The 12293-nt window shown below is 62.2% G+C and carries 13 protein-coding genes; 8 read left to right on the forward strand and 5 right to left on the reverse strand.

What is annotated here, in order from left to right:
- Positions 1 to 63: 63 nt before the first annotated feature.
- Together ccmB and ccmA are read right to left on the reverse strand one after the other, a co-directional pair.
- Positions 64 to 768, reverse strand: coding sequence for a heme exporter protein CcmB (gene ccmB / locus FKG94_RS14340; RefSeq protein WP_246125157.1), 705 nt, complete (start codon positions 766 to 768; stop codon positions 64 to 66).
- Complete coding sequence (gene ccmA / locus FKG94_RS14345; protein ID WP_142905024.1) at positions 765 to 1433, reverse strand: cytochrome c biogenesis heme-transporting ATPase CcmA; 669 nt, start codon at positions 1431 to 1433, stop codon at positions 765 to 767. The genes ccmB and ccmA overlap by 4 nt, the downstream gene beginning before the upstream one ends.
- Before the next feature lie 365 nt (positions 1434 to 1798).
- On the opposite strand from ccmA, the gene FKG94_RS14350 reads away from it, so the two are divergent.
- A complete protein-coding gene (locus FKG94_RS14350; RefSeq protein WP_142905025.1) occupies positions 1799 to 2644 on the forward strand; it encodes a sulfurtransferase in 846 nt (281 codons plus the stop codon).
- Positions 2645 to 2714: 70 nt separating this feature from the next.
- Here FKG94_RS14350 and msrA read toward each other — a convergent pair whose 3' ends face one another.
- A complete protein-coding gene (gene msrA / locus FKG94_RS14355; RefSeq protein ID WP_142905026.1) occupies positions 2715 to 3347 on the reverse strand; it encodes a peptide-methionine (S)-S-oxide reductase MsrA in 633 nt (210 codons plus the stop codon).
- A gap of 153 nt (positions 3348 to 3500) precedes the next feature.
- Between msrA and FKG94_RS14360 the strand changes: the two genes are divergently transcribed.
- The 5 genes from FKG94_RS14360 to FKG94_RS14380 all read left to right on the forward strand — a co-directional run bounded on the left by FKG94_RS14360 (position 3501) and on the right by FKG94_RS14380 (position 9931).
- Positions 3501 to 5006 (forward strand): Ppx/GppA phosphatase family protein, encoded by a 1506-nt coding sequence (locus FKG94_RS14360; protein WP_179957653.1) that lies wholly within the window; start codon positions 3501 to 3503, stop codon positions 5004 to 5006.
- Between the two features lie 284 nt (positions 5007 to 5290).
- Positions 5291 to 5929 carry a DUF2799 domain-containing protein gene (locus FKG94_RS14365; protein ID WP_142905028.1) on the forward strand — a complete coding sequence of 213 codons (639 nt, stop codon included), beginning with the start codon at positions 5291 to 5293 and terminating at the stop codon, positions 5927 to 5929.
- A 499-nt stretch (positions 5930 to 6428) separates the two neighbouring features.
- The gene (locus FKG94_RS14370) at positions 6429 to 8366 is read left to right on the forward strand and encodes a sensor domain-containing diguanylate cyclase (RefSeq protein WP_142905029.1); all 1938 of its coding nucleotides are present in this window, start codon (positions 6429 to 6431) and stop codon (positions 8364 to 8366) included.
- A gap of 78 nt (positions 8367 to 8444) precedes the next feature.
- A complete protein-coding gene (locus FKG94_RS14375) occupies positions 8445 to 9179 on the forward strand; it encodes a vWA domain-containing protein (protein WP_142905030.1) in 735 nt (244 codons plus the stop codon).
- Positions 9179 to 9931, forward strand: a complete 753-nt coding sequence (locus FKG94_RS14380; RefSeq protein ID WP_246125159.1) for a DnaJ domain-containing protein — start codon at positions 9179 to 9181, stop codon at positions 9929 to 9931. The genes FKG94_RS14375 and FKG94_RS14380 overlap by 1 nt, the downstream gene beginning before the upstream one ends.
- Here the strand turns inward: FKG94_RS14380 and FKG94_RS14385 are convergent.
- Complete coding sequence (locus FKG94_RS14385; protein WP_142905031.1) at positions 9928 to 10701, reverse strand: methyltransferase domain-containing protein; 774 nt, start codon at positions 10699 to 10701, stop codon at positions 9928 to 9930. The genes FKG94_RS14380 and FKG94_RS14385 overlap by 4 nt on opposite strands.
- 177 nt (positions 10702 to 10878) lie before the next feature.
- Positions 10879 to 11199, reverse strand: a complete 321-nt coding sequence (locus FKG94_RS14390) for a nucleotide pyrophosphohydrolase (RefSeq protein ID WP_142905032.1) — start codon at positions 11197 to 11199, stop codon at positions 10879 to 10881.
- 48 nt (positions 11200 to 11247) lie between these two features.
- Between FKG94_RS14390 and FKG94_RS14395 the strand changes: the two genes are divergently transcribed.
- Together FKG94_RS14395 and FKG94_RS14400 are read left to right on the forward strand one after the other, a co-directional pair.
- Positions 11248 to 11556 carry a GIY-YIG nuclease family protein gene (locus FKG94_RS14395; protein WP_142905033.1) on the forward strand — a complete coding sequence of 103 codons (309 nt, stop codon included), beginning with the start codon at positions 11248 to 11250 and terminating at the stop codon, positions 11554 to 11556.
- A complete protein-coding gene (locus tag FKG94_RS14400; protein WP_142905034.1) occupies positions 11546 to 12148 on the forward strand; it encodes a tRNA-uridine aminocarboxypropyltransferase in 603 nt (200 codons plus the stop codon). The genes FKG94_RS14395 and FKG94_RS14400 overlap by 11 nt, the downstream gene beginning before the upstream one ends.
- The last annotated feature ends 145 nt before the right edge of the window (positions 12149 to 12293 follow it).

Raw genomic sequence — 12293 nt, forward strand, 5'->3', positions numbered from 1 at the left:
GCTCCGGCATCCGGCAGCGTTTCCGGCATTGTGCCCGATACCACCGCGCAGTGGCGTGATTTATCACCCGTTAACGCCGATTCGCAGGGCACCGGCCGCTGCCAGAGGACCCATTATAATAGCCAATGCCAACATTGCCCCAAGGATTGCCAGTTGCGGCCCCACCAAAAACCCATCAATGGCGTTGCGCACGGCACCGGCACCGAAAATCAGCACCGGCGTATACAGGGGCATAATGATCAGCGACAGCAATAACCCGCCCTTGCGCAAGGCCACGGTGAGCGCGGCACCGACCGCGCCGATCAGACTCAGACTGCCGGTGCCGAGCAACAGGCTCAGGCACAGGGGCCAGTAGCCGGCTTCCGGTAGCGACAGCAATACCCCCAGCAGCGGCGCCATCAAGGTCAGTGGCAGACCGGTCACCAGCCAGTGCGCCAGCACCTTGGCAAACACCATCAGATACAGCGGCTGCGGACTGATCAGCAGTTGCTCCAGGGAACCGTCATCGAAATCGCTGCGAAACAGGCTGTCCAGTGACAACAGCGTCGACAACAGCGCCACCACCCAGATCAGACCCGGTGCCAGGGTCGCCAGTACCGCCGGCTCCGGGGTGATACTCAGGGGCACCATGGTGATGACGATAAGGAAAAATACCAGCGGATTGGCGATCTCACCCCGGTGGCGATAGGCGAGAGTCAGGTCGCGCCGCAACACCGCGGCAAATGCGGCGCCGACACTCGGGGACGGCAGTGGTGCCGGCGCGTTCACGAAAAATCCCCCGCAGCGGCCATCATCGCGTCGCTGTCGGCCTGGAAATCCAGCAAATCCAGCCGCCTGACGCCCGCCAGCCCCAGCTCCTGGTGAGTGGTGAGAACCACCGAGCCGCCGCCCGAGGCATGTTCCAGCAGCAACCGCTCGAGCGCGGCGACGCCCTGTTTATCGATGGCGGTAAACGGCTCGTCAAGCACCCAGATACGGGCCGGCGTCTGGTAGAGTCGCGCCAGGGCCACCCGGCGCAACTGGCCCGCCGACAGCGCATAACAGGGCACATCCTCGTAGCCGTGCAGACCCACCTCGCGCAGCGCCTGCTCGATCGGCATCTGTACATGGCCGCTGCTCAAACCGCTGAACCAGCGCAGGTTTTCCCGCGGACTCAGGGCTTTTTTCACACTGGGCTGGTGGCCCAGGTAGAGCAGGTGGTTGAGATAATCCAGGCGCCGGCGGCGCAGGTCGTCTTCACCCCAGTAGAGTCGGCCGGAAAAATCGTGGGATACCGTGGTGAGAATACGCAGCAAGGTGGTCTTGCCGCTGCCGTTAGGCCCCGCAATCTGCACGATATCGCCGGCGCAGACCCGCAGGTTCAAGTTGTAAAAGAGGATTCGCTCATCCCGTTCACAGCAAAGGTTACGCGCTTCGATAACAGGTGTGGTCAATTTCAACTCTATTCGGGTTTGACTCGCCTTCCGGTTTCGTTCGCCTTCCGGTCCAGTTCGCCGTTCGGTTTAATCCGCCTTCGGACTCGGGCGGTTTCATTCGTCTTTCGCTTTGAATCGCCTTCAGGCGCGGGGCTAGACCGGCATTCAGGTGTCAGCCGCTGGGGATTATAACGAGCCACAGCTTTTTTGCACTAGGAAGCCGCACCCCGCCCGACAGGGCCGCCGTACGGCCGCTACTGCGACCCAGGCCACAAAACCGGCGTGCAGTCGTCGCGCCGCAGCGTTTGCATGGGCACATTATTGAACTTAGCGACCTCGCGACAGCGCTATCGGGACAAATACTGTTGTAACATATGTTCCCCATGACAGACGCTCTCTTACTATCGGCCGCCGAACTGAGGCGGCGACTCGGTCCCGACACCGTCGTCATCGACTGTCGTTTCTCCCTGGCTGACCCGCGGCTCGGCTACCGGCAGTACCGCGAGGGGCATGTGCCGGGCGCCCACTACTTCTCCCTCGATATGGATATGTCCGGCCCGGTGGCGCCCCATGGCGGCCGCCACCCGCTGCCGGACACCAAGGATTTTGTCGCCAAACTGCGCGCAACAGGCGTTAACAACGACTCGCTGGTGGTGGCCTACGACGATAGCGGGTTGGCTTTTGCGGCGCGCCTGTGGTGGTTGCTGCGCTATTGCGGCCACACCCGTGTGGCGCTGTTGCAGGGCGGCTTCAGCGCCTGGTCAAACGCCGGTTACCCGCGCGACCGGCGCACCCCCGACAGCGACAACGGCACCTTTGACCCGCGCTTGCAGCTCGATTGGGTGGTGGATGTGGAACAGGTGCAGAGACTGGTGAAACGAGGCTCGGCAGTGCTGATCGACTCCCGCGAGGCGCATCGCTATCGGGGCGAAGAGGAGCCTGTAGACCCGGTGGCCGGTCATATTCCGGGCGCGCTGAACTTTCCCTGGCAGGACGCCATCGACGGCGGCGGCTGCGCCCTGCCCGCCGCGGGGCAACAGGCGCGTTGGCAAGCGCTGCCGGACGATCGCAATCTGGTGGTCTACTGCGGCTCGGGCGTGACCGCCTGCGTCAACCTGCTGTCGCTGCATATGGCCGGCAAACAAGCCAGGCTTTATCCGGGCAGTTGGAGCGACTGGTGTTCCTACCCGCAGTTGCCGGTTGCCACCCAGGTCTCTCAACCGGGTTAACCCATCAACCTCAGTAATTCGCAAGTCTGCACAGCCGCCAGCCAAATAGCCGCCTTGCCTGAACGGCCCTTCAGTTCGAGTAACAGACCCCGGTGCCGCCCAGGCCGCAGTATCCGCCGGGGTTTTTGGCCAGGTACTGCTGGTGGTAATCCTCCGCGTAGTAAAACGGCGGCGCCGGCTGGATTTCGGTGGCGATGGTGCCGTAGTCGGCCGCTTCCAGCGCCTGTTGGAACGTCGCTCGGGACTGCTCCGCCAGCGCCTGCTGAGCGTCGGAGAAGGTATAGATACCGGAGCGGTACTGGGTGCCTATATCGTTACCCTGACGCATGCCCTGGGTGGGATCGTGGGCCTCCCAAAACGTTTTCAGCAGTTCCTCGTAACTGACGGCTGCGGGGTCAAACACTACCAGCACAACCTCGTTGTGTCCGGTCAGCCCGCTACAGACCTCCTCATAGCTCGGGTTGGGCGTAAAGCCGCCGGCATAGCCCACCGCGGTGGTGTAAACACCCTCGCGCTCCCAGAAGCGCCGCTCGGCACCCCAAAAGCAACCCAGCCCAAACAGGGCCGACTGCAGATGCGCCGCAAACGGCGGCTGTACCGGGTTGTTATTGACGAAATGGCGGTTCACCACCGGCATGGGGTCACTGCGCCCGGGCAGGGCCGCGCCCGGCTCCGGCATTTGGGTTTTGTACTGGCTGCCCATGGTTTGCCTCCTGTTCGACGGAGTCGACAGGATACCATGGCCACCGGCGCCGGCGGCCGGTTTTTTGTGTGCCGCAGGGTTGTGATAACATGGCCGCACTATCGGCGCCAAAGCGCCAGGGATAGCTTCTGCGCCGGGACAACAAAGCACACAATGCCAGCCAACGAACCTTCTTATTTCGTCGCCGTCGATCTCGGCTCCAACAGCTTCCATATGTTAATCGCCCGGGAAAAAGACGGCGCTTTGGAAATTGTCGACCGGGTCAAAGACATGGTGCAGATCGCCCGGGGACTGGGCCGCGACGGCAATCTGTCCACCGAGGCCCAGGCGCGCGCAATTTTGTGCCTCGAATGTTTCAGCGAGCGCATCCGCCAGATTCCCAGTTCCCGGGTGCGCGCGGTGGGCACCAAAACCCTGCGCGCCGCCCGCAATGCCGAACAGTTCCTGCGCCGTGCTGAGGCGGCGCTCGGTCAACCGATTCAGATCATTTCAGGCTATGAGGAGGCACGGCTGGTCTACCTCGGCGTGTCTCACAGCATCGTCGACGATCACCGCAAGCGACTGGTCATCGATATCGGCGGCGGCAGCACTGAGTTCATCATCGGTCACAACCTCACGCCGCAGCATCTGGAGAGCCTCAGCATCGGCTGTGTCACCTACGCGGAGCGCTACCTGCAACAGGGCGTCACTGCAGATGCCATGGGTGCGGCCTACCTCGCCGCCTGTAACGAGTTGGAGCTGATCAGAAATGACTACCGCAACACCGGCTGGGACATTGTCTACGGCGCCTCGGGCACCATGCGGGTGATTGCCGAACTGATGCCGAACCACACCGCCGCCGCCGTGATCACCCGCCAGGGGCTCAACAACCTGATCGAGCAGACCATTAACGACGGTGAGGTGGGCTCACCCAGCGTGTCCAAGTTGCGGCGCGATGTGCTGCCGGCGGGCCTGGCGATACTGAAGGCCATTTTCAGCCAGCTCCAACTTACCGAACTGCATGTGGCCGACGCCACGCTCAAAGAAGGCCTTATCTATGACTCTTTGGGTCGCATGGGGCAGCGGGACACCCGCGACCAGACCGTCGAGATGATGTCGAACCGCTACCAAATCGACCGCGCCCAGGCTGCGCGGGTACAGGACACGGCCCTGGCGCTGCTGGGCCAGCTCTCGCCCACCGACCTGCGCGGCCTGGCACCGGAAAAATTGCTGTGTTGGGCGGCCCAATTGCATGAGATCGGCCTGAGCGTGTCCCACTCCGGCCATCACCACCACGGCCACTACCTGTTGAAGCACAGCGATATGGCCGGCTTCAGCCGTTACGATCAGCAACTGTTGGCACGGCTGGTGCGTTTTCACCGCCGCAAGCTGCTGGCCGAACCGCTGGACCCCCTGCATGAGAGCGAACCGGCCCACACCAACACCGCCGGACTGAGCGGCGACGACCCGCTGCTGCCGCTGGTGCTGTGTCTGCGCCTGGCGGTGCTGCTCAACCGGGCGCGGGAGACCGTCGACTGCGGCGCCGGTCTCGACTGGCGCGACAACCGGGTCCATATCAGCTTTACCCCCGGCTGGCTCGACCAGCATCCGCTGACGGCGCGCAGTCTCAGCATTGAAGCTGACTATCTCGCCGGCGTGGGGTTGACCCTGTCTTTTTAGGGGCCTGCTCCGTCCTCCTACTAAACCTCGCCGCCCTTGCACTGGCCGCCCTCGCACTGGCCGCCCTCGCACTGGCCGCCCTTGCACTGATAGATCGGTGAGCCCCCTGCCCCCGGCATCTGCGGGCCTCTTCTAACTGACGACACCTCACTATCTGTGCACATGGTCGTTTTTCCGCCGTGCCGGGCGTGCTAGCATGGCGCCATCATCATTGCCGCCCCGGAGATGGGGGGTTGAACGGTGTTTTAACTGCTAACAACTTGTCAGTGTGGAGAATAATAATCATGCCGCGCCTTTCCCTCTTCCCTCTGTGCCTGTCGGGCCTGTTAATGGCCGGCTGCGCCGGTCCGGCCATGAACCAGGCCGAATGCCAGTATGCCGACTGGCGCCAGGTCGGTTATACCGATGGTGCCAGGGGTGCCCTGCGCACCGACTTCGACCGCTTTCGCGAGGCCTGCGCCGAACACGGTGTAGCGCCGGATTACGAGGCCTACAGCGCCGGCCACGCCGAGGGTACCGAAGAGTTTTGCACCGAGGATATCGGCTACACCAAGGGCAAGAGCGGCTACAGTTACAACGGTGTCTGTTCCGGTAGAGGCGCCGATGAATTTTTGCAGGGTTATCGCGCCGGGCGGGAAATCTACTCAGTACAGCGGGATATGCGGCGTTTGAGTTCGTCGATCAGCGCCCAGCAGCGGCAGTTGGAAAAACTTGCCGATCAGGTTGCCACCAAAGAGCAGCAAGTCGTCAGTGATCAATCCACGGAGACGCAGCGCGCCCAGGCACTGGTTGAAGTTAAAGAATTGCAGCAGCGCATTGGCGAGTTGGAGGCGGAGCTGCTGGCCAATGAGCGGCGCAGGGCTGTTATGACAGCGGAATACGACAAAGTCCGTGCGTTTTATCGAGAAAGGTACGGCTATTAAATCGCGGGGAAGCTTTCCGGTTAAGTCGAAAGTATGGTGCCACTCCCCTTTCCTTGGCGCACCTCGCCTCGCGACATGCCACCGGAGGGAGTGCCAGTTGACGGTGGCGTGGTTCTCCTCGAAGGGGTCGGGGTGCTTGAATTTTAACCAGAAAAGACCTGGTCAAAATTCAAGCACCCCGACCCCGCATCGTGGGTTAAAATTCAAGCACCCCGACCCCGCATCGTGCCACCGGAGGTGGTGCCGTTTGAGGGTGGCTGCCCTACAAACCAACTCAATGTAGATCGGCGCGACACACTCAGTATGGCGCCTAAAACACCTTGATAATTGTTGCTTTTCATGACACCATCCGCCAGTTTTTGCGGCTGCGCAGTACTATCGCCAGAGTTGCAGTCCTTATCGACCGAACTTGTTATAACAACCACAACCGCCTTCGCCGCGAATGCCACCATTTGCGGTGAGGCCTTTTTCGATCCCAAATTAGAGGGGATGCACGTCGATGCGACGGGGGTACTGGCTGATTTTGGTCGCGACCATCCTGCTGGTGACAGGTTACCACCTGCGCTTTCAGGCCCCAGCCACCATAACCGCCGAGCAAGGCACAGCGAACCTCGGCAACTGGGACTTTACCCACCAGGGGCCCGTCAGCCTGTCCGGCGACTGGCTGTTTTTCCCCGGCCAACTGCACACTCCGGCCAGCTTTTTACAAACGCTGCAAACCACCGGCGGCGCAGGCCGGGCGCCGCAAACCCTGCCGGTGCCCGCCACCTGGAACAAACTGTACCGGCATCAATCCAGCCATCCGCTGGCCCAGGGCCGCGGCTACGGCACCTACGCATTGAAACTGACCGGCACCGGCCACAGCAGCCTGGGGCTGGTACAACAACCAGCCTGCACCAGTAGCCGCAGCTACTTTTTCCCCGCCTCGGCGCCCTCAAGCCAGCCGGTGTCGACACTCGGGCACGTCGCGGCGACCGCACCACAGTCCCTGCCACACCAACAACCGGTCTTCTCCGCCCTGCGAACCCGCCCCGGCGCGCCCCACTACCTGCTGGTGCAGGTGGCGAATTTCGACCATCGCCTCGGCGGGCTGTGCCGCGCGGTGTACCTCGGCACCCAGCAGCAACTGTTCGATCTCCAGTTGCAGCGCCTGATCGGCCAGGGCCTGACCATCGCCATCATCTTCAGTATGACCATCTACGCGTTCGCGATTTACTTTTACACGCCGCACAACCGCTCATCACTGTGGCTCGGACTCTGGGCCCTGTGTGCGACCCTGTATTTCTGGACCCGCGCCAACTTCTGGGAACAGGCATTCGGCACCGGCGGCACTTTCGGCTTCGCGTTCCATTACACCGTCGAGTACTGTTCGCTGCTGTTGATGGGTCCGTTTATCATCTACTTTCACCACCATGCCTACCGCACCCGCTATGTCGCCGAGAGGCTGCTGCGGGGCAATTTCGCCGCAGTGCTGTTACTGTGCCTGGCGGTATTGGTAACACCGGTGGAATGGTTCACCCGCTACTATACGCCGCTGATGTGGCTGATGCTGGCGCAGCTATTGCTGGCCGGCTATATTCTGCTGCGGGCACTGCACGATCGCCAAAAAAATGCCGTGCGCCTGGGTATCAGCGCGCTGCCCTTGTTTTTTACCATTCCCGTCGACCTGTTTGCCAACCTCAACGGCAAACCGTCCGGTTCTTACACCGAGCTGGCGATGGTGTTTTTTGTCTTTATGCAGGGGCTGGTCCAGGGCCGCCGACTGGGGCTGGTGATCGTCAGGTCTCAGCACCTGTCCGACTCCCTGGCCGAGGAGGTCAAGCACCAAACGGCATCGCTGGAGGAAAAGAACTATGAACTGCTGATCGCCCGCACCGCGCTGGAAGAAGCCAATCGCGATCTCAAGGCACTGTCCATTACCGACGGCCTCACCGGCGCCTACAACCGCCTTTACTTCGACCGCCAGTTCCTGATCGAGTGGCAGCGCGCGCGCCGGGAGCGCTGCCCGCTGTCGCTGGTGTTGGTCGATATCGATCATTTCAAAGCCCTCAATGACAACCACGGCCACCTCGCCGGTGACCAGGGCCTGAAGGCCATCGTCTCCCACCTGCACGCGATATTCAGACGCGCCAGCGACGTCGTCTGCCGCTATGGCGGCGAGGAGTTTGTAGTGCTGCTGCCCAACACCTCCCCGGACCAGGCGGCAGCGGCCGCCGAGGAACTGCGCGCGCTGGTGGCGTCCACCCCGCTGCACTACCACGACCAGGAGATTTACTACACGGTCAGCATCGGCGTCGGCGGACTGCCGGCGCCGGGCCCCTCGCAGCAACCGCTGGACTTGCTCAGCGCTGCCGATCGGGCGCTCTACCAGGTCAAGCGCGACGGTCGCAACGGCGTCGGTGTCGCCGATGTGATTGCCGCCGATATCCGCGCCTGAACGCGGCGGCTGGAGCCGACTCTTGCAACAGGGTTATAATTTCACACCTCCACAGCCGTTCGGACCCGCACCTCGACAGTGAAAGACAAACTGCCCAGCAACAAACCCGCCGTTTCCAGCAAGACTGACATTCAGGCGTTTCTGCAACAGGCCGCGACAATGCCGGTGCGCCACAACGCGGATCGCGCCGGGCGACTGCTGTTTGCCATCGACGCCACCGCCAGTCGGCAACCCACCTGGGACACCGCCAAACGCCTGCAAAGTAAGATGTTTCAGGCCACCGAAGCGCTTGGCGGATTGCAAACCCAACTGTGCTACTACCGCGGACTGAGTGAGTTTCACGCCTCCAAATGGCTCGATAACACCGATGCGCTGCTGGCGGCAATGGCTCGCGTAAGTTGCCTCGGCGGCCATACCCAAATAGGCCGGGTACTGGCCCACGCCCAGGCGGAGAGACGCCGCCAGGCAGTCAATGCGGTGGTTTTCATCGGCGACGCTATGGAGGAAAGCGCCGATCACCTGTGCCAACTGGCGGGGGAGCTGGGTCTGCTCGGCGCGCCGCTGTTTATCTTCCAGGAGGGCTACGATCCGGCTGTGCGCAGCGTGTTCCAGCAGATGAGCCAACTCAGCGGCGGCGCCTACTGCCCGTTCGATGAGAACAGCGCGGACCTGCTGGCGGAGCTGCTGGCAGCCGTGGCGGTCTACGCCGCCGGCGGTTACCGGGCACTGGAACAATTCAGCCGGCACAAATCCGACGGTGTGCGCCAGCTCACCCAACAGGTGCAAACCGCCCTGCCCAAAGGCGAGCGCTAGTGCTGATTCGCCTGTTGTTTGCGCTGATTGTGGTCGCCGTCGTGGTGCTGATCATGCGCCGTATTCGCCGCCAGCCGCCGGCGCAGCGCAGAAAGCTCTACTGGCAATTTGGCGCCGGTGCGGTTATCGCGGTGGTGTTGTTCGGTGTGCTGACCGGCAGAATGCACTGGCTGGGCGCCATTTTCGCCGCCCTGATACCCTTTTTGCGCGGCCTGATCCCGATGCTGCTGCGCCTGGCGCCGCTGGTCCAGTTTTGGCAGCGCCAGCGGCGCCCGACAGTATCGAGCGGCAACACCTCGACGGTGGCGACCAGCATTTTACAGATGCAGTTGGACCACGACAGCGGCGCCATGAGCGGCACGGTGCTGGAAGGCCCGTTCAAAGGCGCAGCGCTCGATGCGCTGGAACAGGAACAACTGGCGGAGTTATTGCGCTACTGCGCAGCCCAGGACCGGGAATCGCAGCAACTGCTGACGGCTTATTTGCAACGCCGCTTCGGCGCGGACATGTTCGAATCCGCCTACGGCGGGGAGGCCGGCCACGACAGCGGGCAACCCTCACAGCCCGGCACCGGCGCCATGACCGAGGCCGAGGCGCGACAGGTGTTGGGGGTAGATGCAGCAGCCGACCGGGAGGACATTATCAAAGCCCACCGCAAGTTAATGCAGAAACTGCACCCGGACCGGGGCGGCAGCGATTACCTGGCGGCCAAGATCAACGAGGCGAAGGATACGCTGATTAAAACCGGTTAACCCGGCACCTGACACAACACATGGATGTAGCGCCCCAGCGACCGGTAGGGTTCACGCCGCGAGAACTGCAACTCCATCTCCAACAGCCCCTGCGGATCGCGCTGGCGGTCGGTTTTGTCAAGAATATAATCGTGAAACACGCGAATGCCGCTGCGGCACAGCACGTTGACCGGCAACGCTCGCAGCCACGCCTCCACCTGCGCCGGTGCCAGCGGGTTGGTGGGGGTCAGGCTGCCGCGATAACCCCGGTAGTCCCGGGTGCGAATTTTCTTGAAATTGGTACGCAGCAAATTTTTAAAAATCAGCGCTTCGACATTGTAAAACGTCAACGAGAGAAAGCCGCCCGGTTTAACCGCCGCGGCGAGCAACCGCAACACAGTCTCCGGCTCCGCCAACCATTCCATCACTGCGTGGCACAATACCAGATCGAACCGGCCGGGCGTCTCCCCTGCCAGCGCCTGTATCGACCGGTTGACCAGTTCAACCCGGTCGCCGACACCGGCGGCCTGTACCTCGGCGCGCGCCAGCGCCAGCATATTGGCGGAGATATCGCACAGCAGCACCGAGTGACCGCGTTGCGCCAGGGCCACCGCCATCTGGCCCTGGCCGCCGCCGGCATCCAGCACCCGCAACGGCCTTTGCGCGAGTTGCGGAATAAATTCGTCGAAGTCCCGCTGTAAAACCTGCAGGCGCAGTTCGCCTTTCAACCCCGCGTAGATATTGCGTTTGAAACGGGGAGCGAGGTCGTCAAAGTTTCGATCCTGATCCATCGTTTTACTTAAAGAACCTCTGATCAACTGGGGCTCCGCTATCACCGCGAGGGAGCCAGGGACACTGATAACTTAATAACTTAGCGAGGAGCCAGCGGGAGCCAGGGACACTGATAACTTAATAACTTGGCTTTAGCCAAGTTATTAAGTTATCAGTGTCCCTTAGACATTAAGTTATCAGTGTCCCTTAGACAGAAAACGCTGCCGGTTCTTACGCATTTTCTCCTCCACCACGTCTGCCAGATCCAAATCCAGTCGCTTGCACAACGCCACCAGGTACAAAAGCACATCGGCCACCTCTTCCCCCACCCGCTGCTTGGCCTCGCCGGCGGTCGCTATCGCATCGGACTGGCGATCGTCCAGCCACTGAAACTCCGCCAGCAACTCCGCCGCCTCCACCGACACCGCGGTGGCCAGGTTTTTGGCCGAGTGCAGTGCCTGCCAGTCGTTCGCCCGGGCGATTTGTTCAAACTCGCGGGTCAATTGTTCCAGGTCCATACCGATGCCGTCTTGTTATCGCGCGAAGGGAACCCTAGTATAAGGCCCATGACACAAAAGAGAAGCAACCCGCAGCGCCCGCACGCCTGGTGTGTTTACATTATCCGGGCCAGTGACGATCGCCTTTATACGGGCATTACCACCGATCTGGAAAAACGCTGGCGCGCCCACGACGGCGGCCGCGGCGGCGCCAAGTTCTTTCGCGGTCGCCGGCCTGCACACCTGTGCTTTGTTGAGACCGGGCACGACCGCAGCAGCGCCAGCCGCCGCGAGGCGACTATCAAGCGCATGACCCGCCGCCAAAAGCTGCAACTGATCGCCGCTAGCGCCACCCCCGTCCCCCTCAATGGCGACTGAGCGGCGCCGCACCTGCGCCCGTTGCCGGCGGCCGCAAGCAACCTGTCTGTGCGATCTGGTAGTGCCGGTGGCGACCGACACTGAAGTGCTGATCCTGCAACATCCGCAGGAGTCCGGTCACCCCAAGGGCTCGGCACAATTGCTGTATCTGAGCCTCAGCCACAGCACACTCTGGGTGGGCGAGACGTTCGATGCAACACAATTGGCCGAGCGCTGCGGGGCTGGCGGCAAAACCACGGTATTGCTTTACCCGCCAAGCGGTGCCTACCCCTGCCGCACACTCCGGCCCGGGGCACTGACGCCCGGCACCACACGGCTGGTGGTACTGGACGGCACCTGGCGCAAAACGCGCAAATTACTACACTTGAATCCACTGTTGCAGCAGTTGCCGCACCTGGCCCTGCAGCCGGCGGCCCCCGCCGGCTATCTGATGCGCAAGGCGCCGCGCCCGCACCAGCGGTCCACCCTGGAGGCGACCTGCCAGGCGCTGGCAGCGATAGAGGACTGTGGCGAGCGGCTGGCGCCGCTGCAACAGGCATTTGCCACGCTGAACCGGCGCTTTCTCGCCTATGCCGACAGCGCCGGCCCATGACCCGGCTGCGGTAGCCGGCGCACAATATCGTCGTACAATGTCATCGTACAAGGACCGCATTCAGGATAGAATATGCGCCCGCGGCGGCGGGCCCGATCCGACGCTGATTTGACGACATTCAGTGCCGGGCGGTTTTACCCCATTC

Source organism: Exilibacterium tricleocarpae, assembly GCF_007004655.1.
In the GTDB taxonomy this organism is placed as follows: Bacteria; Pseudomonadota; Gammaproteobacteria; order Pseudomonadales; family Cellvibrionaceae; genus Exilibacterium; species Exilibacterium tricleocarpae.